The 24,863-nt window shown below is 63.8% G+C and carries 24 protein-coding genes and 4 pseudogenes; 7 read left to right on the plus strand and 21 right to left on the minus strand.

The features are described from left to right. Positions 1-16: 16 nt before the first annotated feature. Both ACFXS9_RS26100 and ACFXS9_RS26105 read right to left on the minus strand, forming a co-directional pair. The gene (locus ACFXS9_RS26100) at positions 17-1,726 is read right to left on the minus strand and encodes a sulfatase-like hydrolase/transferase (protein ID WP_392700014.1); all 1,710 of its coding nucleotides are present in this window, start codon (positions 1,724-1,726) and stop codon (positions 17-19) included. Positions 1,727-1,906: 180 nt separating this feature from the next. Next, positions 1,907-2,605 carry a TetR/AcrR family transcriptional regulator gene (locus ACFXS9_RS26105; RefSeq protein ID WP_392693571.1) on the minus strand — a complete coding sequence of 233 codons (699 nt, stop codon included), beginning with the start codon at positions 2,603-2,605 and terminating at the stop codon, positions 1,907-1,909. Positions 2,606-2,715: 110 nt separating this feature from the next. On the opposite strand from ACFXS9_RS26105, the gene ACFXS9_RS26110 reads away from it, so the two are divergent. After that, positions 2,716-3,333 (plus strand): hypothetical protein, encoded by a 618-nt coding sequence (locus tag ACFXS9_RS26110; RefSeq protein WP_392693573.1) that lies wholly within the window; start codon positions 2,716-2,718, stop codon positions 3,331-3,333. Here ACFXS9_RS26110 and ACFXS9_RS26115 read toward each other — a convergent pair. Then, positions 3,330-3,569, minus strand: a complete 240-nt coding sequence (locus ACFXS9_RS26115) for a hypothetical protein (protein ID WP_392693576.1) — start codon at positions 3,567-3,569, stop codon at positions 3,330-3,332. The two genes, ACFXS9_RS26110 and ACFXS9_RS26115, sit on opposite strands and share 4 nt — an antisense overlap. A 19-nt stretch (positions 3,570-3,588) precedes the next feature. Continuing rightward, a pseudogene (locus tag ACFXS9_RS26120) lies at positions 3,589-4,441 on the minus strand (SDR family oxidoreductase). A gap of 455 nt (positions 4,442-4,896) precedes the next feature. Between ACFXS9_RS26120 and ACFXS9_RS26125 the strand changes: the two are divergent. Next, positions 4,897-5,286 (plus strand): annotated as a pseudogene (locus tag ACFXS9_RS26125) (DUF2336 domain-containing protein); the annotation flags it as partial. 115 nt (positions 5,287-5,401) lie between these two features. Continuing rightward, positions 5,402-6,004, plus strand: coding sequence for a DUF2336 domain-containing protein (locus ACFXS9_RS26130; protein ID WP_392700016.1), 603 nt, complete (start codon positions 5,402-5,404; stop codon positions 6,002-6,004). A 60-nt stretch (positions 6,005-6,064) separates the two neighbouring features. On the opposite strand, the gene ACFXS9_RS26135 is transcribed toward ACFXS9_RS26130, so the two are convergent. After that, positions 6,065-6,901, minus strand: coding sequence for a LysR family transcriptional regulator (locus tag ACFXS9_RS26135; RefSeq protein WP_392693578.1), 837 nt, complete (start codon positions 6,899-6,901; stop codon positions 6,065-6,067). Positions 6,902-7,002: 101 nt separating this feature from the next. Here ACFXS9_RS26135 and ACFXS9_RS26140 point away from each other — a divergent pair, with 101 nt between their 5' ends. Next, complete coding sequence (locus ACFXS9_RS26140; RefSeq protein ID WP_392693580.1) at positions 7,003-7,458, plus strand: PaaI family thioesterase; 456 nt, start codon at positions 7,003-7,005, stop codon at positions 7,456-7,458. A 528-nt stretch (positions 7,459-7,986) separates the two neighbouring features. Here the strand turns inward: ACFXS9_RS26140 and ilvC are convergent. The 8 genes from ilvC to miaA form a co-directional block, all read right to left on the minus strand. Next, positions 7,987-9,006: a ketol-acid reductoisomerase gene (gene ilvC / locus ACFXS9_RS26145; RefSeq protein ID WP_213287708.1), complete on the minus strand. Its 1,020-nt coding sequence runs from the start codon at positions 9,004-9,006 to the stop codon at positions 7,987-7,989. A gap of 146 nt (positions 9,007-9,152) precedes the next feature. Continuing rightward, on the minus strand, positions 9,153-9,761 hold the full coding sequence (locus tag ACFXS9_RS26150) for a LysE family translocator (protein WP_392693582.1): 609 nt from the start codon (positions 9,759-9,761) through the stop codon (positions 9,153-9,155). Between the two features lie 7 nt (positions 9,762-9,768). Then, entirely contained in the window at positions 9,769-10,659 is an 891-nt protein-coding gene (locus ACFXS9_RS26155) for an EamA family transporter (RefSeq protein ID WP_392693585.1), read from the minus strand. Positions 10,660-10,665: 6 nt separating this feature from the next. Further along, on the minus strand, positions 10,666-11,361 hold the full coding sequence (locus tag ACFXS9_RS26160) for a class I SAM-dependent methyltransferase (RefSeq protein ID WP_392693588.1): 696 nt from the start codon (positions 11,359-11,361) through the stop codon (positions 10,666-10,668). Between the two features lie 2 nt (positions 11,362-11,363). Continuing rightward, a complete protein-coding gene (ilvN, locus tag ACFXS9_RS26165) occupies positions 11,364-11,906 on the minus strand; it encodes an acetolactate synthase small subunit (RefSeq protein ID WP_392693591.1) in 543 nt (180 codons plus the stop codon). Positions 11,907-11,931: 25 nt separating this feature from the next. After that, positions 11,932-12,918, minus strand: a complete 987-nt coding sequence (locus ACFXS9_RS26170) for a threonine dehydratase (protein WP_392693594.1) — start codon at positions 12,916-12,918, stop codon at positions 11,932-11,934. Between the two features lie 175 nt (positions 12,919-13,093). Then, positions 13,094-14,869 (minus strand): acetolactate synthase 3 large subunit, encoded by a 1,776-nt coding sequence (locus ACFXS9_RS26175; RefSeq protein WP_392693596.1) that lies wholly within the window; start codon positions 14,867-14,869, stop codon positions 13,094-13,096. 327 nt (positions 14,870-15,196) lie between these two features. Beyond that, positions 15,197-16,183 carry a tRNA (adenosine(37)-N6)-dimethylallyltransferase MiaA gene (gene miaA, locus ACFXS9_RS26180; RefSeq protein ID WP_392693599.1) on the minus strand — a complete coding sequence of 329 codons (987 nt, stop codon included), beginning with the start codon at positions 16,181-16,183 and terminating at the stop codon, positions 15,197-15,199. Between the two features lie 18 nt (positions 16,184-16,201). Between miaA and serB the strand changes: the two are divergent. The 3 genes and pseudogenes from serB to ACFXS9_RS26195 all read left to right on the plus strand — a co-directional run. Next, positions 16,202-17,097 (plus strand): annotated as a pseudogene (serB, locus tag ACFXS9_RS26185) (phosphoserine phosphatase SerB); the annotation flags it as partial. Positions 17,098-17,110: 13 nt separating this feature from the next. Beyond that, positions 17,111-17,347 (plus strand): DUF4160 domain-containing protein, encoded by a 237-nt coding sequence (locus ACFXS9_RS26190; protein WP_392693602.1) that lies wholly within the window; start codon positions 17,111-17,113, stop codon positions 17,345-17,347. Continuing rightward, positions 17,328-17,574 (plus strand): annotated as a pseudogene (locus ACFXS9_RS26195) (DUF2442 domain-containing protein). The gene ACFXS9_RS26190 and the pseudogene ACFXS9_RS26195 overlap by 20 nt, the downstream one beginning before the upstream one ends. A gap of 3 nt (positions 17,575-17,577) precedes the next feature. Here ACFXS9_RS26195 and ACFXS9_RS26200 read toward each other — a convergent pair. The 8 genes from ACFXS9_RS26200 to ACFXS9_RS26235 form a co-directional block, all read right to left on the minus strand. Continuing rightward, the gene (locus ACFXS9_RS26200) at positions 17,578-19,086 is read right to left on the minus strand and encodes a Do family serine endopeptidase (RefSeq protein ID WP_392693605.1); all 1,509 of its coding nucleotides are present in this window, start codon (positions 19,084-19,086) and stop codon (positions 17,578-17,580) included. A 280-nt stretch (positions 19,087-19,366) separates the two neighbouring features. Further along, a complete protein-coding gene (locus ACFXS9_RS26205; protein WP_028350308.1) occupies positions 19,367-19,567 on the minus strand; it encodes a DUF2065 domain-containing protein in 201 nt (66 codons plus the stop codon). 97 nt (positions 19,568-19,664) lie between these two features. Further along, complete coding sequence (gene hflC, locus ACFXS9_RS26210) at positions 19,665-20,573, minus strand: protease modulator HflC (RefSeq protein ID WP_392693607.1); 909 nt, start codon at positions 20,571-20,573, stop codon at positions 19,665-19,667. Then, complete coding sequence (gene hflK / locus ACFXS9_RS26215; RefSeq protein WP_392693610.1) at positions 20,570-21,712, minus strand: FtsH protease activity modulator HflK; 1,143 nt, start codon at positions 21,710-21,712, stop codon at positions 20,570-20,572. The genes hflC and hflK overlap by 4 nt, the downstream gene beginning before the upstream one ends. A gap of 171 nt (positions 21,713-21,883) precedes the next feature. Further along, positions 21,884-22,396 (minus strand): dihydrofolate reductase, encoded by a 513-nt coding sequence (locus ACFXS9_RS26220; protein ID WP_392693612.1) that lies wholly within the window; start codon positions 22,394-22,396, stop codon positions 21,884-21,886. Then, the gene (locus ACFXS9_RS26225) at positions 22,396-22,881 is read right to left on the minus strand and encodes a GNAT family N-acetyltransferase (RefSeq protein WP_392693615.1); all 486 of its coding nucleotides are present in this window, start codon (positions 22,879-22,881) and stop codon (positions 22,396-22,398) included. Before ACFXS9_RS26225 ends, ACFXS9_RS26220 begins: the two co-directional genes overlap by 1 nt. Before the next feature lie 19 nt (positions 22,882-22,900). Next, a complete protein-coding gene (locus ACFXS9_RS26230) occupies positions 22,901-23,695 on the minus strand; it encodes a thymidylate synthase (RefSeq protein WP_392693617.1) in 795 nt (264 codons plus the stop codon). A gap of 170 nt (positions 23,696-23,865) precedes the next feature. After that, a complete protein-coding gene (locus ACFXS9_RS26235; protein WP_392693619.1) occupies positions 23,866-24,849 on the minus strand; it encodes a tripartite tricarboxylate transporter substrate binding protein BugD in 984 nt (327 codons plus the stop codon). Positions 24,850-24,863 lie beyond the last annotated feature (14 nt).

Raw genomic sequence — 24,863 nt, forward strand, 5'->3', positions numbered from 1 at the left:
CCGACATGTCTCGTCTCTAGAGCCCTTTGATGAATCCTGCGTCGATCAATAACCGGTTGAACCTGCGCGCCTCGGCGCCATCCTTGCAGGCATAGAATACACCCTTGCAGCGGAGCATGATGTTCTTTTGCTCCTTGAACGAGGGGTCGAGCGGAATGCCGGCGGCCTCCTGGATCACCAGCGGCAGATACGGCGCGTCGATCGTGTCCATGATCGCGGAACTCTTCACCGGCTCGAAGTTGACGGCGTCGATCGCGTAATAGGTGGTGAAGTAGCGCGGGTCGTGGGTATCGAACTTGTGGGCGACCCTGGCTTCATCCAGGCCGGGATCGAGCAGGTTCGAGGAAAATTCCGGCTGATGGTCGCCGTAGCGGACGATCAGGAATGGCTGCGCCGGGAATTTCTTTTTCAGGCTGGCGATGAACGCCGCATAATCCCCGGCGCTCAATGTCTGGCGGCGCAGATATTCGTCGACGACGGGCTCGTTGCCGGGCGCGCGCCAGGACGGCAGCAGGTCGGGGCGGAATTTGGTTTGCCAGGGGAAATGGTTGGCGGCGAGATAGACGAACGTGAACAGCGGCGTGTTGGCCGGCTGCTCGGCGATCAGATTCACGGCCTTGTCGTAGAAGAAGCTGTCGGGCTCGATGCCCTTCGCGCCGAGCGCGCGTGCGTCATAAAAGTGCTGGATGCCGGTGGAGGTCTGGAAGCCACGCGCGCCCATGAAGGCGCCGTAGGCCGGGTAGAGCGAGATGGTGTTGTAGCCACAGCGGCGCAGCGCCAGCGGCAATCCGCGCTCGACCCGGCCCGAGGCGATGCGGGTGACGAAATAGGAGAAGCGGCCGAACGACCGCGACGACAGGCCGGCGAGCACGTTGTACTCGGCCATCCAGCTTGCGCCGCCGCTGCTCTCGGCCATGAACTTGCGCTCGCGGCCGTCAAAGGACTTGAAATGGCTGCCATAGCCCGGCGGCACCTTGACGCCGGCGGCCTGGCGGATGTCGAAGCTCGACTCGTCATGGATCATGATGATGTGCGGGCGGCGACCGGCCACATGACAGGAATCGACCAGCGGCACCTTCAGCCGCTCGGCGATCACGGCTTCCGATTCCATAAAGCCGTAATTGACGAAGTCGGAAACCGCGGTCACGCCCGAGCGGGCGAATTTGGAGAGATAGCCGTCGTCGTAATAGCCGCGCCAGGCTTCATCGGGCCAGACAGCGGAATAACCGGCCAGGCTTGCGAGACAGGCCAGCAGGCCGGCACTGGCCGGCAGGCGGCGGATGCGGAACGGATCGAGCCACCACAGCGCATACATCAGCGGCAGGATGACAAGGGATGCGCCGACCACGCTCCAGCGCAAGTTCGGAAAGATCGTGAACAGATACGCCGCGGTGTCGCGGTCGATCACCATCAGGTCGACGAAGTTCGCGGTCATTTGCACCACGTCGTGCTTGAGCCGCGACAGCAGCACCAGGACCACGACCAGCGTGAGCGACAGCGCGCCCGACAGCGCCGGACGCCGCAACAGCGCAATGAAGAAGAAGTTCAGGACGCCCCAGGCCAGCGCAAAGCCCATGCGGCCGCCGAAATCGGTTTCGGTGTGCAGCAGGAGCGCCAGCGCCGATATGTGCGGTGCAGCAACGGCGGAAAGGCGCCAGAAACCGATCGCGGCAAGCCCGGCGGCAAGGGTGGTAGCGGAGGGCCCTGGATTTGGCGCGGGCGCCATGGGGGAACGCAACATGACCCGGCGCAATGCAAAGCCTTGGCTGGCGACGACCAGGAGACGCACGACCCATCCGGAACCTGAGCCGCGTCACAAAAACGTAGTGGAATCGTCATGAACAGGCAATGAATTTGCCCTCGGGCGGACGTTTGCCGGCAGTCGTACGGCCGTTGAGCGCCATGATCAGGCCGGCCGTGGCCGGCTGGCTATCCCCTCGATAAAAAGATCCAGCACCGCCTCGGCGGTCCGCTCGGCCTCGGGGCCGGCCACGCCCCAGCGCGGAAAATGGCCGTCGATATTCATCCGGGCAAAACCATAGACCAGCGCCCGGCCGGCGATCTGAACCTGCTTGAGGTCGGCGCTGCGGAGCTGGCCCGCCGCAAAGGCTTCGGCCAGCGTTTGCTCGGTCAGCGCGATCAGTTCGGCATTGTCGCTGGAGATGGCGGCCGCCTGGTCGTGATCGAACAAGCGGCGGCTGGAAATGATTTCGAAATGGGTTGGGTTGCGCATCGCCCAGCGCAGATACGCGAGCCCGAGGCAGCGAAAGCGGCCCAGCGGATTACCGGCCGGTGCCGCGGCAAGCGCTGTCTCGATCTCGGCCCGGAACCGCCGCTGTGCCTCTTCCGCCACCGCCTGGATCAGGGCGTCGCGGCTTGGAAAATGCCGGAACGGCGCCCCCGGCGATACGCCGGCCCGGCGGGCGGCCTCCCGGACGCTGACCGCCTCCGCCCCGCCCTCGCCAACCAGTTGCAGCGCGGCGTCGATCAGGACGCGCCGGAGGTCGCCATGGTGATAGGGTCTTGGCGCGGCCGCACGCGCGGCGCGGCGGCGCGGCTTGGCGGTGGAGGATTTTGCGACGGAAGGCTTGGCTGACGGCCGCATGCCCTCTCCTACCATCACCAGGTCGTGAATGTAAGCATTGATTACACGGATTGACCTGATCCGTACAGCCAATGTAACTGGTGATTACATCAGCGGCCGGGGAGCAAAACATGCCGACACATCAAAAATGGTTCGAAGGCTGGCGGCTGTTCGCCCTGCTCGCGCTGACGCTGCTGGCCATGAGCATCTGGATCGCCGGCATGCGCGGCTTCGAGGTCGACGGCGTGCGGATGGTGATCCGCTTCACCGCGCGCACCTCGCTGTTGCTGTTCTGCCTCGCCTTCTCGGCCGCCGCCCTGGCGCTGTTATGGCCGAACGCCTCGACGCGGTGGCTGCGCCGCAATCGCCGCTATGTCGGCGTCAGCTTTGCAGCCTCGCACGCCATCCATGCAGTCGCCATCTTGGCCTTCGCCGTGATGGACCCGGTAGGCTATGCCGCGGCGACCTCGATCGCGTCCTACATTTTCGGCGGCATTGGCTATGCCTTCATCGTCGCGATGGCCGCGACCTCGTTCGACCGCACGGCCGCGGCGATCGGCGCACGCGCCTGGCGCCGGCTGCATCTCGTGGGCGGCTACTACCTGCTGTTCCAGTTCATGGTGTCGTTCGGCAAGCGGATTCCCGACATGCCGCTCTACGCGCTGTTCCTCATTCCACTCGTGGCGGTGTTCGCGCTGCGGATGATCGCGATGGCGCCGCGTGCCCAGGCGCCGGCACGGGCGGGCTAGTCGTCCTTCAGGTAAAACTTCCGTCCGAGCCGGCGGTGCACTGACATGACGGCGCGGTCGACGTCGCTGATCAGGCTGTCGCCGAGAACGACGTTGGGGATTTCCCAGTTCCGCCCCTCGCGGATATTGGGAAGCGCGCGCACGGCGGGGACGGACGCCGTTTCGCATCCCGGTTGGCTGCGAAGCGCCGCGTCGGCGATTTGCGTCAGCTCGGCTCTGTTCTTTCCCGTCGTCACTGGTGGCCGGTGCCTTTGCTCATCTTTGCGGCGTCAGCCCGAGGCGCTTGGCGACGATCCGGTCGAGGGTGCGCTTGGGCAACACCGCCGCCATGAACTGCCGCATCGGATCCGGCGCGATGACATAGCGCACCTTGGGATTGGGCCGCGTCAACGCTTCGAACACCTTCTCGGCGATCATCTCGGCCGGCAATCCGTTCGCACCGAGCTGCAACATGAAGGCGCGGATTTTCTCCAGCGCCGGGAAATACGGCGAGTTTTTGTAGGCGGAGATATCGACCTCTTCGGCCTTGCTCCAGATCGGCGTCTTGACCGCGCCCGGCGCAATGATGATGACGTCGATCCCGAACAGCATCAGTTCGCGGCGCAGGCTCTCCGACAGCCCCTCGATGGCGTGCTTGGAGGCGGAATAGGCCGAGGTCAGCGGATTGCCGTTCCTGCCGGCGACCGAGGAGATCATCACGATCCGCCCCTTCGGCCCCTTCAGGGCAGGATCGGAGGCCGAGCAGCGGCCCGAATGCCTGGGTCGCAATGATCGGGCCGATGAAATTGACCTCCATCTGGCGACGGAATTCGTCGGCGGCGAGTTCGAGCACGGGACCTGCGACCGCAATGCCGGCATTGTTGACGAGGCCGGCGAGCGTTTCGCCGCTGAGGGCGCCCCGGACCTCGCGCGCCGCCGCCAGCACCGCCGCTTCATCGGTGACATCGAAGATCAGCGGCGTGAAGTTCGTCCCGAACTCACGCTTGAGGCGGTCGGCATCGGCCTGCTTGCGCACGCTGCCGAACACGCGGAAGCCGCGGTCGAGCAAGAGCTTCGCACTGGCCCAGCCGATGCCGGTGGACGCGCCGGTGATGACAACAGATCTCATGACCTAAGCCCTTGTAAGAGGTTTAATGAAGTTCGTCGTGAAGGAATGCTTAAGCGCCGGCTCCATGGGCCTCCTCCGCGGGGTGCAGCCAGCCTTGACGGCGTCTTGTTCGGCAGATTGCTATTCGAATTTCCCGGGAACGGTTTGGTGAGGATAGCAGCCGGACCGGAATACCGGAAGCGGCGGCAGATGGCCGATCCGGCTCAACATCGGCGATTTATCGCGCGAAATCGCGGCATACGTCCCGATCGGATTGGTAAAGCAATTCGGAACGCAGAATTTGCAATGCGCAGGCCCTGCTTCGGCGTGCGTCTGTCCGCGACAAGCGGCCGATGCATTGCCCAATTCAGATGCAGTCGATCTGTATTCTACTGGGTCCCCGCCTTTAACGCAGGTGTAAGGCTCGGTTGGCCATTGTGGGCGCGAACCCTTCAACAACAGACAGGCTGCCCACAATGGTGCAACAGCCGGCGCACTCGATCATTGCCGAACTTGAAGATGCCGTCAGAGGCGGTTCATCCGCCAAGCGGGTGGAGACCCTGCGGCAGGTCACCGATCTCTTCCTCCATGACGGAGAACGCCTCAGCGACGACCAGGTCAAGGTCTTCGACGACGTGCTCTGCCTCCTGATCGCGCGCGTCGAGACGCGGGCGAAGGCCGAACTTTCCAAGCGGCTGGCGCCGCTCGACTACGCTCCGTTCGAAGTCATCCACCACCTCGCCTGGGACGACGAGATCGAGGTCGCCGGCAACGTGCTGGCCCATTCCAGCCGGCTCGGCACCGATGTGCTGGTCGAGATCGCCAGCAGCAAAGGACAGGATCACCTGCTCGCCATTTCCGGCCGCGCCGAACTGCCCGCGGCAGTGACCGACGTCATCGTCGACCGCGGCGAAGGCCAGGTGATCCGCAAAGCTCGCCAACAATGCCGGCGCCAAGTTTTCCGACCAGGGCTATTCCACCATCGTCGCCCGCGCCGGCGCCGACGACGAACTGGTCGAAATCCTCGGCCTTCGCGCCGATTTCCCGGCAAAGTTCATTGCGGACCTGCTGCGCCGCGCCAAGGACGCGGTTCGCGCCCGGCTTTTGGCCATCGCGCCGCCCGCGCTCCAGGAAGAGATCAAGCGGGTCCTGAACGAGGTCGCGCGCGAGGCACCGCCTCCGAGCCGCAGCTTCGGCGTTGCCGAGGAGCTCGTGAAGCTGATGAAGGGGCTGAACGAGCTCGACGATGCGGCGGTGTACAAATTCGCTGAAACGAACAAGTTCGACGAAGTGACGGTCGCACTTGCCGTCCTCAACGACATGCCGATCGAAATGACGGCGAAGCTGATGGAAGGGCCGCGCGCCGACCTGATCCTGATTCCCTGCCGCTCGGCGCGGCTGAATTGGCCGACGGTCGAGTCGATCCTGCGCAACCGGCCGGTCAAGCCTCCGATCAGCGAGCAGACGCTGGAGATCGCGCAACGCGATTTCCGCAAGCTGTCGATGGAGACGGCCCAGCGCACCGTCCGCTTCTGGCAGTTGCACAACAAGATCGAGAAAGAACCGATCATCCGGACGCATTGAGCGGTCGAATTGGGTCTTGCCTGTGCGCCGTGGTCGCGGCGCGCGCACGGTCCGAACCGGTCACCGGCCATACAGCGCGCGATCCAGCCAGCCGTCGGCGCCGCCTCGGACCCATTCAAAGCCGAGCCGCCGGGGTAAATCGACACCCTCGGGGCGAAGCATCCGCACCTCGGGATGCTCGAAACTATCCGGCATCAGACAGAAGCCGAGACCCGCCGCCACCATCGCGAGCGCCCGCGCATCGCTGTCCGTCTCGGCGACGACCTTCGGCCGCACCTTCCAGGCATCGAGAATGCGCGACGCCGACTGCAATTGCTCGCAATGTATGCGCACGATCAGGGGCTGGCCCGCCAGTATCTCAGGCGAGACTGGCCCGCGCGGAAATGAACGCGCCGAAACGGCCAGCGCCTGCCGATCCGCCGCCAATTCCAACTGCCGGTGGCCGCGTGCGGCCGATCCGAGCGCCGTCAGGACGACATCGTAGCGGCCATTGGCAAGCCGCTGCCGCAGCTTGGCGAGGGGCGCATCTTCGGTCCGCCACGACCGCCCCGGCTCGATTGCCCGCAACCGCTCAATGCATTGCGCCACGAATGCCGGCGCAATCGTCGGCAGAATTCCAAGCCGCAGCGGCCTGCCCGACGGCCTGCCGCCGGACGCCGCCTTGAGCCGTTCAGCCTGGCGCAAAATCGCCCGCGAGGTCTCCAGCACCTCTTCGCCCCTCGGCGTGAGCTTCACGCCACGCGCATGACGCTCCAGCAGTGCAGATCCCAGCTCGGCTTCAAGGGAGGCTATCGCGGCCGACAGCGTCGGCTGCGTGACGAAGGCACGGCGCGCGCCGGCGCTGAAGCTGCCCGCTTCGGCGACAGCCACGAAATACCTGATCTGCTTGAAGTCCATCCATAGAGGATATCTATAGCTCGATATCAGAGCAATCGCGATTGCCTAAGCCTCTCGCTGGTCCGAGCATGGCGCCGGTCAATGCAGCCGGGAGAGGATCGATGGATCATCCGAAACCGCAGATATCTGCGTACGATGCGATCCGCGAACTGGTCGAACGGGTCACCTATGCGCCCGGCTATACCAAGGCCGTCGGCACCAGGGTCGAGCACGCGGAACCCGGCCATGTCGTGATGTCGCTCACGAAAGGCGATGGTCTCGTGCAGGCGAACGGCTTCTTTCATGGGGGCGTCATCGCCGGGCTGGCGGACCATGCCGGCGGCGGGGCGGTCACCACGGCCATGCCGCCCGGCCGGTTCGCGGTGACCGTCAACCTCCAAGTCAGCTATCTGGCCCCGGCAAAGGGGGAGTCGCTGATCGCGCGCGCCCGCGCAATCCAGGTCGGAAGCACGATTGGCGTGGCGCATGTCGACGTGGCGTCGCTGGCCGACGGGACGGAGACGCCATGCGCGATGGCGATCGTGACGCTACGCGGCGTCGACTTCCCCGCCAAATAAAAGCCACGCTAGGTTGGAGACTGCGGTGCGTTCCGGTGACGGAACGTTGGTAGCTTTGGGAGACCGTGTGAGGGCCGGCTGATCCGGCACATGAAATGTTCGCAATGGCGAAAGTCGCCGCTGGCACTGCTATCTAGCGAACGCTATCTCGTTTGACGGACGAGAATGCACATTAAGCAACGGTGCTTCGACTCGGTAAACGCTGACGTTTCCGTCGCTAATGTAATTGTTGAGCTGCGCCCTGCCGAAGAATGTGGATGAAGCGTCAGTTCTTCGTTTGGGTTCTGCTGGTGCGCTCGGTGCTGCGCAGTGAAGGATGTGCTTGAAGCATCGATCCTTCAAGAAACGGCGAGACCGCTGTTGCGATCTCGCCGGATATAGCCGAGTAAGTTTTAAGATTTGGTGTTTAAGTACCAGCCCCTCCTCCTTAGGAGCCTGCGAAGCAGGCGCCTCGAAGGATGAAAGGCCGCTTGTGGCCTCATGGTTGAGACAGCGCTTGCGCGCCTCCTCAGCATGAGGGTCAGGCACTCAGTTCTTGGTCTTGTCGACCAGCGCGCCTTTCTTGATCCACGGCATCATGTCGCGGAGCTTGGCGCCGACTTCCTCGATCGGGTGCTGGGCGAGCTTGGCGCGGGTCGCCTTGAACGAGGTCTGGTTGACCTTGTTCTCCAGCATCCAGTCGCGGGCGAACTTGCCGGACTGGATGTCGTTGAGCACCCGCTTCATCTCCTTCTTGGTCTCGTCGGTGACGATGCGCGGGCCGGTGACGTATTCGCCGTACTCGGCGGTGTTGGAGATCGAGTAGTTCATGTTGGCGATGCCGCCTTCATAGATCAGGTCGACGATCAGCTTCACCTCGTGCAGGCACTCGAAATAGGCCATCTCCGGCGCGTAGCCGGCTTCGACCAGCGTCTCGTAGCCGCCCTTGATCAGTTCGACCAGGCCGCCGCAGAGCACCACCTGCTCGCCGAACAGGTCGGTCTCGCACTCTTCCTTGAAGGTGGTCTCGATGATGCCGGCGCGGCCGCCGCCGATCGCCGAGGCATAGCTCAAGCCCAGGTCATGGGCATTGCCGGAGACGTCCTTGGCGATCGCGATCAGGCAGGGCACGCCGCCGCCGCGCTGATATTCCGAGCGCACGGTATGGCCGGGGCCCTTCGGGGCGATCATCAGCACGTCGAGGTCGGCGCGGGGATCGAGCAGGTTGAAATGGACGTTGAGGCCGTGCGCGAATACGAGCGCCGCGCCCTTCTTCATGTTGTCGTGCAGGTGCTCGCGGTAGATGTCGCCCTGCAGTTCGTCCGGGGTCAGCATCATCACGAGGTCGGCCCATTTGGCGGCCTCGGCCACTTCCATCACCTTGAAGCCAGCCGCTTCCGCCTTCTTGGCAGAGGCCGAGCCCTTGCGGAGCGCAATCGCCACTTCCTTGACGCCAGAGTCCTTCAGGTTCAGCGCATGGGCGTGGCCCTGGCTGCCATAGCCGACGATGACGACCTTTTTGCCCTTGATCAGGTTCAGGTCGGCGTCGCGATCGTAATAAACACGCATGGTCGTTTCCTCAATCGATGGCCAAAAAGGGCCGGTTAATCAGGCATTTGGACAGGTGGGACCGCCGGTCGCCCGCGAATTTCCGGCGTTGTCTAGAGCATTTTCCCTCGAAGGGGAAATCCGTTTATGCATGGCGCGGCGCGGCATCATGCGTCCATGAAGACCGGGTAGAGCGAAGCCAGGAGCAGCACCGCCATCACGATATTGAAGGCGCGCACCGCCCGGCGGGAGGTCAGGATCGGCCGCAGCGCGGTCCCGAACAGGGCCCAGGCAGTGCAGGACAGGATGCCCAGGAGCAGGCTTAAGCCGACCTGGATCGCGATATTCCAGGGATAGGCGGCGATCGCCGCATAAGCGGTGATGGTGCCGATTACCATGACCCAGCCCTTGGCGTTGACCCACTGGAACATCGCCGCGCCCCAGAACGTCATCGGGCGGCCTTCGCGACGCTTGTCCTGATCCGCGGACGGCGGCTCGGACATCGCAATCGCCCAGGCCAGATAGATCAGGTAGGCCACGCCGGCATATTTCAGGATGGTCTGCAGCACCGGATAGGCGATGAAGATGGTCCCGAGCCCGAGACCAACCGCGCCGACCATGAAGGCAAAACCGACCGTGATTCCCATGATGTGCGGGATGGTTGGGCGAAAGCCGTAGGTGAGCCCCGACGACAGCAGCATGATGTTGTTCGGCCCCGGCGTGAAGAACATCACGGTGGCGAACATGATGAAGGCGATCAGCAGCGATTGCGACATGGGGGCCTCATGCGATCTTTGGCAGAACTTGTTTTTCTGAAGCCTTGGTAGGTTTGGACAGCAACATGACGGCGATGCCGCCGACCACGGTGACCATGCCGGCAAGCCGTAGCGGCCCAAAGGTTTCGCCGAACACGACGGTCGATGCAGCGGAACCAACGAACGGCACCAACAGCGCGAACGGCACAACCTGCGCCGCCGGATAATCCCGCAGCAGCCGGCCCCACAGCCAGTAGGCGATACTGGTTGAGATACCACCCAGGCCGATCATGCACATCAGGCCGGTCAGCGACATGTGGGTCAGCGCATACCAGGTCGGCTGCGGGCCGTTGCTGACCAGCGTCAGCGCAAACAGCGGAACCGCGGCAACCAGACACAGCCACGCGAACAGGTCGAACATCGGCACGCCCTGCGCATGCCGCAGCAGCAGGTTGCCGGCCGCGAAGCTGAGCGGCGAGATCATCAATATTGCGAAGGCGCTGACGCTGAAATCGTAGCCGACGGTGCCGCAGATCATCAGCAGGCCTGCGGTGGCGACAGCAATGCCGACCGTCTGCCCCGCGCTCGGCCGCTCGCGAAACAACAGCGCGGCAAAGCCGATCGTGAACAGCGCCTGGCTCTGCACGATCACGCTGGAGAGACCGACTGGAACGCCGCGCGCAATGGCAAAGGCCTGCGCGAGAAACTGGCCGAGGAACAGCGTGAAGCTGATCGCGACCAGCACCGTCCAGGAAACCTTGGGCCGCGCCACGAACAGGCAGGGCAAGGCCGCGATGGAAAAGCGCAGCGTCGTCATCAATTCCGGCGAAAACTCGTCGAGCGCGATCCGGCTGGCCACGAAAGCAAGCCCCCAGATCACCGCTACCAGCACGGCGATGCAAACATCGGCCGGTTTCATTTTTTTCTAGCTCTGTTGATCCGGCTTTGGTTTGCGCAGGATATAAGTGCCGTGCAGCGGCGCGTGGTAGTCGACCGATTCCAGCGTGAAGCCGATATCGGTCAGCATGCGCTCGATCACCCAGCCGAAGGTCGAGTACTCGTCGCGCATATGGGTGACCACGCCTTCGCGCTGGAAATCGTGGTTCTTGATGGTGAAATCGGCCCACTGCTCGACATCGCGCTCGGTGCCGTCGGGCATGCTGACGAATACAATGTCGCGCAGGTAGAAATTCGCGCCGGGCTTCAGCGCGGCATAGATCCTTGCCAGCGCCACCGCCTTCCAGAAGTCCGGCAGATGGTGCAGCGTGAATTCGCTGACGATCAGGTCGTAGGAATCCGGCTGGTAGGCAAAGCTCAATAGGCCTGCCGGCTGGGTGCGGATCGCTACCTTGCGGTCGCGGGCCTGGATATTGGCGAGCGCCAGCATCGCCGGCGAAATATCTATTGCGTCGACCTCGGCCCCCATCAACGCCGCTTCGCAGGCCAGTACACCGTTGCCGCAACCGATATCGGCCACGCGCCAGCCGCGCTGCACGCCGAGCATGGTGAGCGCAGCCCGTGCGCGCTCGTCGCTGTCGTCGTGCCGGTCGTAGATCGAGGCGACCGCCGAATCGAGCCCGAGCCGCCGCCTTTGAGTGTAATACCAGTCCCGCGCCAGCATGTTCACATCCCCTCAGGCCCGCGCCCGATCGCGGCAACGCCAGTGCGCGACACCTCGACAAGGCCGAGTGGACGCATCAGGTCGATAAATTGGCTGATCTTGGATGAATTGCCTGTGATCTCGAACACAAAACTCTCGGTCGTGGCGTCGATCACGCGGGCACGGAATGCGTCCGCCAACCGCAGCGCCTCGACCCGGCTGTCGCCGCGGCCACGCACCTTCACCATGGCGAGTTCCCGCTCGATCGAGCGGCCGGTAATCGTCATGTCGACGACGCGGTAGACCGGGATCATGCGGTCGAGTTGGTGCTTGATCTGCTCGATCACCGTCGGCGTGCCCGTCGTGACGATGGTGATGCGCGAGAGATGTTTGTGGCTCTCGGTCTCGGAGACGGTGAGACTTTCGATGTTGTAGCCGCGCCCCGAAAACAGGCCGATCACGCGCGCGAGCACGCCGGGCTCGTTCTGCACCAGCACCGAGAGCGTATGCGTCTCGTTGGGATCGTGGCGCTCTTCCAGGAAGTAGGCGGATGCGGGCTGGTTCATTGAGGTCCCCTTACATGTCCTCTCGTCACACCATCGCCCGTTGGGCGGCTGTAGCGGCATCGGTGCCGATCCATTTTCGAAACAGATCGAAATCGATATTGCCGCCGCTCAGGATCAGTCCGACCCGCTTGCCGGCGAGCTTCTGCTTTTCCTGCAGCGCGGCGGCCAGCGGGGCTGCGCCGGCGCCTTCGGCGAGGTTGTGCGTGTCGGTCCAGTAGGCGCGGACGGCGGCTGCGACCTCGTCGTCGGTCACCTGCACCATGCGCGCGGCGCCCTTGCGGATGATGGCGAATGCATCCGGATCGGGAATGCGCGTCGCCATGCCGTCCGCCAGCGTGTTGCTGGTTTCGGTGGTCACCACCGTGCCAGCCGCAAACGACAGTGCGTAGGACGGCGCTTCGGTCGACTGCACGCCGACGATTTCGGTTTTCAGCCCGAGCAGATCGCGCGCCATGATGCAGCCGGAGATGCCCGAGCCCTGCCCGATCGGCACATAGAGAATGTCGAGATCGGGCGCCGTCCGGAACAGTTCGAGCGCGTAGGTCGCGACGCCGAGCACCAGATCCGGATGGAACGACGGCACCATATGAAGGCCGGCGAACTGGGCACGGCGCTGGGCTTCTTCGGCGGCCGCCTGAAAATCCTCGCCATGCTCGACCAGTTCGGCGCCGAACGCGCGCATGGCGCGGTTCTTCTCCACCGAATTGCCCTTCGGCACGTAAATCACCGCCGGCACGCCGTGGCGCGAAGCCGCGAACGCGAGGCTCTGGCCGTGATTGCCGCGGGTGGCGGAAATGATCCCTGATATGTTCGGCCGCTCCCGCTTCAGGCGGTCGAGGTAGACCAGCCCACCGCGCACCTTGAACGCGCCGATCGGCGTGTGGTTCTCGTGCTTGACCACGACGCGTGTCCCCAGCCGTTCGCTGAGAAGCGGCCAGGCATGCGCCGGCGTTTGCGGCACCGCCTGCCCCACAATCTCATGTGCGCGTTCGAGCTCGGCGAGGTCAAACATGGGTTCTCGTCAACCTTCTCTCTTTTTGTCATCCCCGCGAAGGCGGGGATCCAGTATTCCAGAGGCGCTCGAGATCAGCGGAGACGTCCCAGCGTACTGGATCGCCCGGTCGAGCCGGGCGACGACAGCGGAATTTTTGTCTCGCGTCCTCATACCGAATCTTTGTCCCGCGTCCTCACACCAGCGCCTTGCCGCCGGCAAACGCCGCGGCGGTGGCTTCATCGGTTGCTTCCGCCGGCAGCAGCATTTCGTTGTGCGCCTTGCCGGACGGAATCATCGGGAAGCAGTTTTCCAGCGCGGCGACGCGGCAATCGAACAGCACCGGACGCTTGACCTTGATCATCTCCTTGAGCGCACCGTCGAGATCGCCGGGCTTGATCGCCTGGATGCCGACGCAGCCGAACGCATCGGCGAGCTTGACGAAATCCGGCAGCGCCTCGGAGTAAGAATGCGACAGCCGGTTGCCATGCAGGAGCTGCTGCCACTGCCGCACCATGCCCATGTACTGGTTGTTCAGGATGAAGATCTTGATCGGCAGCTCAAACTGAACCGCCGTCGACATCTCCTGCATCGTCATCTGCACCGAGGCATCGCCGGCGATGTCGATCACGAGGCTGTCGGGATGCGCGACCTGCACGCCGAGCGCTGCCGGCAGGCCATAGCCCATGGTGCCGAGACCTCCCGACGTCATCCAGCGATGCGGCTCCTCAAAACCGAAGAACTGCGCCGCCCACATCTGGTGCTGGCCGACCTCGGTGGTGATGTAGGTGTCATGGCCGCGCGTCGCCTCGAACAGCTTCTGAATGGCGTATTGCGGCAGGATGACGTCGTTGCTCTTCTTGTAGGCGAGCGAATTGCGCGCGCGCCAGGTGGCGATCTCCTGCCACCAGCTCTTGATGTCGGGCTTCTTCGCCTCCGCCCTGAACACCTGCAGCAGGTCGCCGAGCGCATTGCCGGCGTCGCCGATGATCGGCACGTCGACGCGGATGTTCTTGTTGATCGAGGAAGGATCTATATCAATGTGGATCTTCTTCGAACCCGGCGAGAACGCGTCAGTCCGGCCGGTGATGCGGTCGTCGAAGCGGGCGCCGACGCACAGCATGACGTCGCAACCATGCATCGTCATGTTGGCTTCGTAGGTGCCGTGCATGCCCAGCATGCCGAGCCAGTTCTTCCCCGTGGCCGGATAGGCGCCGAGGCCCATCAGTGTCGAGGTGATCGGAAAGCCGGTGACCTCGACCAGCTCGCGCAACAGCTTCGACGCCTCGGGTCCGGAATTGATGACACCGCCGCCGGAATAGATCACCGGGCGCTTGGCGGCAGCCAATAGCGCCACCGCTTTTCGGATCTGTGCCGCATCGCCTTTCACCCGCGGGGTATAGGACACATGCACGTCGGACTTGCGCGGCGGATGATAGGTGCCGACCGCAAACTGCACGTCCTTGGGCACGTCGACCACGACGGGTCCGGGACGGCCCGTGGTCGCAACGTAAAACGCCTCGTGCAGCACCTTGGCCAGATCGTTGACGTCGCGCACCAGCCAGTTGTGCTTGGTGCAGGGACGGGTGATGCCGACAGTGTCGCATTCCTGGAACGCGTCGTTGCCGATCAGATGGGTGGGGACCTGGCCGGTGATGCACACCAGCGGGATCGAATCCATCAGCGCATCCGTCAGCGGCGTCACCATGTTGGTGGCGCCTGGGCCTGACGTCACCAGCACCACGCCCGGCTTGCCGGTCGAGCGCGCGTAGCCCTCGGCGGCATGGCCTGCGCCCTGCTCGTGCCGTACCAAAATGTGCTCGACGTCGCTCTGCTGGAAAATCTCGTCATAGATCGGAAGCACCGCGCCGCCGGGATAGCCGAAGATGTGCTGGACGCCGTGATCGATGAGCGCGCGCACGATCATCGCGGCGCCGGTCATCTGATTGGAGTCGTTGCTCTTGTCGGTCATGGTCTGCTCCGGATGCGCTTGTCGGCGCGGCTTCTTTCGGTTGTCTGTTTTGGGAAATAAAAAAGGGCCCGAGAGGCCCCATGCACACCGCCTGAATTTGGATGGCCGCTAGCCATCCCCGGCGGTGTGCCTGGGTACGACGACGATAAGGATTTTGGTAATAATGTTACGCATTTTGCGGCTCGGACTTCCCAAAGGTTGCGCGGGTTATACCGTTCGGCCCCCGGAAGTCAAGGGACGCACGCTCTCGGCGCGATTTAGGCAGTGTAGCGGTGTTCCGGGCATTCGGCGAGGGGGAATTTTATGCGTGCAGCCATGCGAGCGTCGTTAGTCTGACGTCATTCCGGGATGGTCCGAAGGACCAGACCCGGAATCTCGAGATTCCGGGTTCGCATCTTCGATGCGCCCCGAAATGACGGTGCCAACCCACCCCCTCGCCGCCTCCGGCGTCACCCATTCGAACTCCGGCAGTTGATGCCGAAACCAGGTAAATTGCCGTTTTGCATAATGGCGGGTGTCGGCGCGGCCGGTTTCGGCGGCCTCCTCGCGCGTGATTTCACCCCCGAGGTGCCGGATCAGCGCCGGCACGCCATGGGCCTTCATCGCCGGCAGCAGGGGATCGAGCTTTCGGGCGGCGAGCGCTGCGACCTCGTCCAGCGCACCGGCGGCCAGCATCGCGCCGAATCGCGCATCGATCCGCGCGTATAGTTTTTCACGCTCAGGCGCCAGGAACAGCGCCGACACCTCGCTCCGAGGCAACAGCGGCGGCAGGCCCTCGCGATGCCAGTCCGGCAGCGCGCGGCCGGTGGCTTCCACGACTTCCAGGGCGCGGGCAATCCGGGTGCGGTCGCGCGGCTTCAGGCGCTCGGCGGAGACGGAATCGCGCCGCGCCAGTTCAGTGTGCAGCGCTTCGACGCCGTCGCGTTCCAGCCGCGTCCGAACGGCATCGCGAACCTCGGCGGGGATCGGCGGCACGGCGGAGAGACCGCGGGTCAACGCCTTGAAATAGAGGCCGGAGCCGCCGACGAAGATCGGCAGCCGCTTTTCCGCGCGCGCCTCTGCGAGCACCTTTCCAGCATCCGTCACCCACGCTCCGGCCGAGAAATTGACCGATGCGTCGACATGGCCGTAGAGCCGGTGCGGCACGCGCGCCTCCTCCTCCGGCGTCGGCCGCGCCGTGATGATGCGGAGATCGCGGTAGACCTGCATCGAATCGGTGTTGATGACGACGCCGCCGGTCTTTTGGGCCAATTCGAGCGCCAGGGCCGACTTGCCGCTGGCGGTCGGCCCTGCGATAAGCACGGCCTTGCTCAATCTAGCTGATACGCCTGCATGTCCCTGGTCGCCACCCTCATCTGCAATCCGGCCAACCCGGCGCTTGACACCACCGTCGTCGACGGCGCGCTGGCCGTTCTCCCTCGCCGGGAACGGCGCAATGGCTGTTCGACGAAGTGGCAGTCGACATTCCCTTTGACAGCCAGGTCAAGAGCCCGGACGAGATCAAAGCGATCGAAGCTCGCCTGCAACAGGCGCGCGGTGACCTGCCGATCGACATCGTCGTGCAGCCTGCCGCGTTCAGGCGCAAGAAGCTTTTTCTCGCCGACATGGACTCCACCATGATCGGCCAGGAATGCATCGACGAGCTGGCCGATTTCGCCGGGCTGAAGGCGCATGTCGCAGGCATCACCGAGCGCGCGATGCGCGGCGAGATCGAGTTCGAGCCGGCGCTGCGCGAGCGTGTCGCGCTCCTGAAGGACCTGCCGGTCAGCGTGGTCGATGAAGTCCTGGCAAAGCGCATCACGCCGACACCGGGAGGCCGCGAGCTGGTTTCCACCATGCGCGCCAACGGGGCCTGGACCTGCCTGATCTCCGGCGGCTTCACGCTGTTCACCAATGCGGTCGCGGCCAAGATCGGCTTCCAGGAAAACCGCGCCAATGAGTTGAAGGTGCTGGACGGCAAATTCAGCGGCGAGGTTGCCGAGCCGATCCTCGGCCGCGCCGCCAAACTGGCTACGCTGATCGAGCTTCGCGAATCCTTCGACCTCGACGAGATCGATACGCTGGTGGCCGGCGACGGCGCCAATGACCTCGGCATGATCCAGGCGGCGGGCCTTGGCGTCGCCTATCACGCCAAGCCGGCGGTGGCCGCCGCGGCCGCCGCGCGGATCGACTACGGCGATCTCACCGCGCTGTTGTACGCGCAGGGCTACCGGCGCGAGGAGTTTGTGGGGGATAGGCCAAATGCCCACCGTTTTGCGCTGGGGACCCTACCGCGCGTTCTTCTACTCGAACGAGCGCAACGAGCCGCCGCATATCCATGTCCGATCCGGCGACTACGAAGCCAAATGCTGGCTGCACGACCTATCAGTAGCGGTCAACGCGGGATTTCCTGCCCATGAAATCGGCGCTATTATCCGTCACTTGAGAACGCAACGCGATCTCCTCGAAGGCAAATGGCATGAGTACTTTGGAAATTGATGTCGGCGATATCAGGCCGGTCTCGGTTGCCTTCACCGCCGACGAACTCGTCGTGACCCTGGCGGACGGTCGCAAGATTGCGACGCCGCTAGCATGGTACCCACGTCTCCGCGATGCCAGCGCGGCAGCGCGGAAACTTCGAGCTCATGGCGATGGGCATTCACTGGCCGGAGCTCGACGAAGACCTCGGTATCGCCGGGATGCTCCGCGGCCGCCCGGCGACTTGAGCCCTACTGCACGCCGAGTGCCACGAACCGCAATTCGCCCTCGCCGTTCGACACCAATAGCAGCACCGATTTCTTGCCATCCTTCTTGAGCTGATCGACGCGCTTCTTGATGTCGGCGGCGCTGGCGACCGCTTCCTGCGCCACCTCGACGATGACGTCGCCGGCGGAGAGCCGCTTGTCGGCGGCGTCGGAAGAGCCGTCGACACCGGTGATGATGACGCCTTTCACGCTCTCCTTGATCTTGTACTTCGTACGCAGGTCCTTGCTCAGCGCGGCAAGATCGAGGCCGAGCGCCTTTTGCGTCACCGGCTTCTCGACAGGGTCTTCCTTGGTCTTGGCAGCAGCCTGCTGCACCTTTTCAGTATCCTCGAGGCGGCCGAGCGTAACCTTGCGGGTTTCCTCGTTGCCCTTGCGGATGATGACCACGTCGACTTCCTTGCCGACGGCGGTATCGGCGACGACGCGGGAGAGATCCTTCGGGTCCTTGACGTCCTTGCCGTCGAACTTGACGACGACGTCGCCGGGCTCGATGCCGGCAGGCTTGGCCGGCCCCTTGTCGTCGATGCCGGCGACCAGCGCGCCGCGGGCGGGCTTGATGTTGAGGCTTTCGGCGATCTCCTCGGTGACCTGCTGGATCCGCACGCCGAGCCAGCCGCGGCGCAATTCGCCGAACTGCCGGAGCTGATCAACTACGGCGGCCACTGTCTTCGACGGCACCGCGAAGCCGAGGCCGATCGAACCGCCGGTCGGCGAAATGATCAGCGTGTTGACGCCGACCACTTCGCCTTCGAGGTTGAACAGCGGCCCGCCGGAATTGCCGCGGTTGATGGAGGCATCGGTCTGGATGTAGCTGTCGTACGGCCCCTGGCTGATGTCGCGGTTGCGCGCCGACACGATGCCGGCCGTAACCGAGCCGCCGAGGCTGAACGGATTGCCGATCGCAATCACCCATTCGCCGAGCCGCAGCTTGTCGGAATCGCCGAACTTCACCGCGGTCACCGGCTTCACCGGCTTGAACTTCAAGACCGCAATGTCGGTCTTCTTGTCGACGCCGACCAGTTCGGCCTTGATCTTGGTGCCGTCGTTCATGATCAGGTTGATCTCGTCGGCATCCGCGATGACGTGATTGTTGGTGACGACGACGCCGGCAGCATCGACGATGAAACCGGAGCCGAGCGAATTGGTCTTGCGCGGCGGCTGCATTTCGCCGCTCTTGTCCCCGCCCTTGGGCACGGCGCCGCGCCGGTTCTTGAAGAAGTCGTCAAAAAATTCCTCGAACGGCGAGCCCGGCGGCAATTGCGGCATCGCATCCCTGCCGCCGCCCTTGACCTCCACGCTCTGCGAGGTCGAGATATTGACGACGGAATCGATCACCTTCTCGGCAATGTCGGCGATACCGTCCGGCCCGCGCGCGCTGGCCGGCACTGAAGCCAGCATGCTGGCGGCACCGAGCGAGATCGCAATCCCCATCAGGCGCAGGCGACTGGTCAAGGCGGGTTTGGCACCGGTCATGTCGGATCGTCTCCAAAGGCTCAGATTTGGGCCCACAGTGCGCCCGAATGGGTCCTAGGCGCAAGCATCTGCGCCTGACATTCCGGCGAAAAACGGGCGGCTCGCGGCTCACGATTTCGTTGGCGCCAGAGCTAGTTGCGGCCGTTGATTACCGTCATTCCGGGGCGCGAAGCGATTCTCCGATGTGCATTGCACGTCTGGAGAATCTTGAGATCCGCCGATGCGCCATTGCGCATCTGAGGACTGGTCCTTCGGACCATCCCGGGATGACGGAGGAACCTTACCGCCGCACGAACCAGATCAGAAGCAGGCCGACGACCGCCGAGACGATGCCGACGATCCGCAGGATATTGTCCGGCGTCGCCAATGCGCTTTTCATCGCCCGGCGCATCCAGGCCGGGCTGGCTGCAAACATCAGGCCTTCGAGCACAAAGAGGATGCCTACACCGATGAGGAAGTCGGCGAACGCAATGGACCTCATCGGATGGCATCCCCCCGCTATTCAAGCGCCTTTTGCTTTTGTGCCGGCGAAGCGGCCCCCGCTTCGCCGTAACCTGCGTAGTGTGCGGGCCGGCCGCTTAAGGCTTCGGCGCCGCAGCCGCGGCGGCCGCCGGCGGGTGGCCCGACGGATTGGCGAAGAAGCGGAAGAACTCGGAATCGGGCCGCAGCAGGAAACGGGTATCGTTGGAGCGGAGCCCGGTCTCATAGGCCGACATCGAACGATAGAAGGCGAAGAACTCCGCATCCCTGCCATAGGCCTCGGCGAACAGCCGGTTGCGTTCGGCGTCGCCCACGCCGCGCGTCTGCTCGGCGGTCGAATTGGCCTCCGCGACGATGACGGTGGCCTCGCGATCGGCCTTAGAGCGGATCTCCTGCGACTTCTGGCCGCCCTGGGCGCGGAACTCCGCCGCCTCGCGCTGCCGCTCGGTCTGCATGCGCTGATAGACCGCCTGGCTGTTGGCCTCCGGCAGATCGGCGCGGCGGATACGCACGTCGACCACCTGAATGCCGTACTGATCGGCCTCCCTGTCGAGTTGGTCGCGGATGCGCGTCATCAGGCCCTCGCGTTCGTCGCGCACCACATTGATGAAGTTGACCTCGCCCAGCACGCGGCGCAGTGCCGAGTTCAACAGCGTGGTGAGCTGGATGTTGGCGGCCTGGATCGAGCCGATGCTCTGATAGAAGCGCAGCGGGTTCTTGATCCGGTAGCGGGCGAAGGCGTCGACGACGAGCCTCTTCTGGTCCGAAGCAATGACTTCCTGCGATGGATTTTCCAGATCGAGTATGCGCTTGTCGATGCTGATGACGGTGTCGATGAACGGCGCCTTGAAGTTCAGGCCCGGCTCGGACACGACGTCAACGGGCCGGCCGAGCCGGACCACGAGCGCCTGCTCGGTCTGCGACACCGTAAAGATCGAGCTGTAGCCCACGATCACCACGGCGAACAGCAGGATCAGGGTGACAATACCTGTAACAGGGGACCTCATCGCGAGCCTCCCTGCTGCTGCTGCTGACCAGCCGTCGGCGGAGGACGGCGCGGCGTCAATTCACTGAGCGGCAGATACGGCACGATGCTCTGTGCCGAGTTGCCGCCGTCATAGACCAGCTTCTCGGATCCGCCGAGAATCCGCTCCATCGTCTCCAGATAAATTCGCTGCCGCGTCACGTCCTTGGCCTTGTTGTATTCCTCGAACACCTTCGTGAAGCGCGCGCTCTGGCCCTTGGCCTCGGCGATCGCCTGTTCCCTGTAGCCTTCGGCGACCTGCAGGATCTGCGCAGCGCGGCCGCGGGCGTCGGGGATGACGCGGTTGGCGTAGGTCTGCGCCTCGTTCTGCAGCCGCTCGAAGTCGGCTCGCGCGGCCTGCACGTCGCGGAACGAGTCGATCACTTGCGCGGGCGGGTCGACCTTCTGCATCTGCACCTGCGTGATCAGAACGCCGGATCCGTACGTATCCAGCGTCTTCTGCATCAGCTCGTGGACGGCCTGCTCGGTCAGATTGCGGGCGCCGGTGAGGATCGGCTGGATCTGCGAACGCCCGATTACCTCGCGCATCGCGCTTTCGGCCACCGCCTTCACGGTGCCTTCGGGATTCTGGATGTTGAAGAGGAAATTGCCGACGCCGTTGGGCTTGATCCGCCACAGCACCGTGAAGTCGACGTCGACGATGTTCTCGTCGCCGGTCAGCATCAGGCTTTCTTCCGGCACGTCCCGCATGGTGCGGCCGCGCCGCGCCGGGTCGTCGATCAGGCTCATGCCGATCGAAAGGGTGGAGACGCGCAGCGCCTTCGGCAGCAGCACGGTTTCTATCGGATAGGGCAGATGATAGTTCAACCCGGGTTCCACGGTGCGTACATGCTTGCCGAAGCGCAAGACGACGCCGAGTTCTTCCGACTGCACGCGGAAGAATCCGGACAATCCCCAGATCACCAGCGCGCCGGCCAGCACCAGCGCGATGCCCATGCCGCTGAAATAGCCGCCCGGCAGAAGCTGCTGCAGCTTATCCTGACCGCGCCGCAGCAGATCCTCAAGATCAGGTGGCCTCGGCCCGCCCGACTGCGGACCCGACCCCCACGGTCCCTTCGGACCCGGGCCCCATGGACCCCCACCTTGATTCTTCCACGGCATGCAAACTCTCCTCCGCGAAGGCCCGGGTCCGCCTGTTTTGGGCAGGATGCCCGGCCTCGCCTATCAGCCCGGCTTTATAGGGGAGCAACCGGGCCCTTACAACGCAAGCTTCCTGCACCAAGCAGCTATGCCTGACGCCATAATTGTCAATGTAAACATTGGTTAGCGAGGTTAACTCTGTCGGCGCCGACGAAATGTCACATAGGAGAAATCGACGCTATCGTCCGGACCGGCCGGATTCCGCACGCGCGCCACCTCTTCCCATGCGGTTGCATCGACTGCCGGGAAACGCGTATCGCCGTCGGGCCGGGCATGCACCTCGGTAATCTCCAGACGATCGGCGCTGTCCATCCATTGCGCGTAGATTTCCGCACCGCCGATCACGGCAATCTCAGTGGCGAAACGTCGCAGCGCATCGCCGGTGGCGATCGCCTTCGCATCGGCGAAGGAATGGGTAACCACTACGCCATCGGCGCGAAAACCAGCGTCGCGGGTGACGACGATATTGGTCCGTCCGGGAAGCGGCCGGCCGATCGAGACGAAGGTCTTGCGGCCCATGACGACAGGTTTACCCGAGGTCAGCGCCTTGAAGCGCGCCATGTCGGATTTCAGCCGCCACGGAATGGCACCCCTGGCTCCGATCACGCCGTTCTCGGCGGCAGCGACGACGAGAACTATTTCCATTACCGCTCCCCTTGCGCCAGCGCCGCGAGCGCCGGACCGCCGACCCGGCACACCGTCCACTCGTCCATCAAGACCGCGCCGAGCGACTTATAGAATTCAATCGACGGCGTGTTCCAGTCGAGCACCGCCCATTGCAAGCGCGACCAGCCGTTTACCACGCATTCCTTCGCGAGATGCACCAGCAGCGCCTTGCCAATTCCCTTTCCGCGCAGCGCCGGGCGAACGAACAGATCTTCCAGATAGATGCCGGAGCGACCGCTGAAGGTTGAAAAATTCCCGAACCAGACCGCGAAGCCGGCCGGCTCTCCGTCCCACTCGGCGATCTCGCAGAACAGGCGCGGAGTGGCGCCGAACAGCGCCGCATCGATACCGGCCTCGGTCGCTTCCACTTCGTGCAGCAGCTTTTCATATTCGGCGAGTTCGCGAACGAAGGACAGGACAAGTCCTGCTTCGCCCGGGCGCGCGCGGCGGATCGTCAGCGACATCAGATGCTCACACCGCTGGTCATATAGCCACTTCGGCCTTGATGTGCGGGTGCGGATCGTAGCCTTCGAGCGCGAAATCCTCGTAGCGGAACGCGAAGATATCCTTCACGTCAGGATTGATCTTCATGACCGGCAACGGCCGCGTCGGCCGCGTCAGTTGCAGCCGCGCCTGCTCGAGGTGGTTGGAGTAGAGATGCGCGTCACCCAGCGAGTGCACGAAGTCACCGGGCTTCAGCCCGGTCACCTGCGCCACCATCATCGTCAGCAACGAATAGGACGCGATGTTGAAGGGCACGCCGAGGAACACATCGGCCGAGCGCTGATAAAGCTGGCAGGAGAGCTTGCCGTTCGCGACATAGAACTGAAACAGGCAGTGGCAGGGCGGCAGCGCCATCTTGTCGACGTCGGCCGGATTCCAGGCGGTCACGATCAGCCGCCGTGAATCCGGGTTGCGCTTGATCATGTCGATGACGTTGGAAATCTGGTCGATGCTGCGCCCGTCCGGCGCCGGCCACGAACGCCATTGCGATCCGTAGACCGGGCCGAGATCGCCGTTTGCGTCGGCCCATTCATCCCAGATCGAAACGCCGTGATCCCTGAGATATTTGATGTTGGTGTCGCCGGCCAGGAACCAGAGCAATTCATGCACGATCGCCTTCAGGGGCAGGCGCTTGGTGGTCAGCATCGGAAAACCGGCCGAGAGATTGAACCGCATCTGATGACCGAAGATCGACAGCGTGCCGGTGCCGGTGCGGTCGTGCTTCTCCGCGCCGTCTGAGAGGATCCGTTCGAGCAGGTCGCGATACTGGTCCATGACTGGTGCTTCAGGCCTTTGTCGGAACGGCGAATTTAGCGACCAGACATCCGATCGACACGCCGATTCGGCTTCGCGCACCGATTATACCCGGAAAAATGATCATCCCGCCGCAAACGACAAGGGGCGGAACCCGCGTCCCGCCCCTCGCCCCGTCTCGTTTGGGTGGCCTAATTCAGCGGCTTAACCACCGCCGTCCACTTGGTGATCTCATTCTTCACCAGCGCACCCAGCGCGGCAGGGGTTCGATCGGCGGCAGGGGGAATCACGCTGCCGAGTTCGAGCAGGCGCTTGCGTACATTCTCGTCGTCGAGCGCCTTGACCACCGCGGCGTTCAACTTGGCGACGACATCCGGGGGCGTTCCCTTGGGCGCGAAGATCGCGTTCCATGCCTGGGCCTGGAAGGCCGGCAGACCGGCCTCGGCGGTGGTGGGAACATTGGGCAGCGACGGATTACGCTCCGGCGTCGCCACGGCATAGGCCTTGATGGTGCCGCCGTTGATCTGTGGCACGGCATTGACGATCTGGTCGCACATGTAGTCGACCTGACCGGCCACCAGCGCGTTCATCGCCGGACCGGTGCCATTGAAGGGAACGCCGATCGGCTTGACGCCGAGCACCGAGTTCAGCAGTTCGCACGATACGTTCGAGACCGAGCCGACGCCGGCATGCGCCGCGTTGACCTTGGCCTCGTTCGCCTTGACGTAGGCGATGAATTCCTTGAGGTCCTTTGGCGCAAAATCCTTGCGCGCCAGGATCAGGATCGGCGTGCCAGCGAGCAGTCCGACCGGCTCGAAATCCTTCTCCGGATGATAGGCCAGCTTGGGATAGAGCGGCACGGAAGCTGCATGCGTTCCCATATGCCCTGTGATCAGCGTATAGCCGTCATTGGCAGCCTTCGAGGCGCGCGTGGTGGCGGTAGTGCCGCCGGCACCGACCACGTTCTCGATGATGATGGTTTGACCGAGCGTCTGCGCCATATGGCCGGTGACGATGCGCGCGATGACATCGGTCGGACCGCCTGCTGCGAACGGCACGATCATGGTAATGTTGCGCGTTGGATAAGCTTGAGCCTGCGCTTGGGAAGAGAGAAACCCCAGTCCGGCAAGCGCGGCCAAGCAAGCGCTCGCAAGCGATCGACCGTAGCAATTCATTTTTGATCTCCTCC

The organism is Bradyrhizobium sp. RDI18, assembly GCF_043203335.1.
GTDB classification, from domain to species: Bacteria; Pseudomonadota; Alphaproteobacteria; order Rhizobiales; family Xanthobacteraceae; genus Bradyrhizobium; species Bradyrhizobium retamae.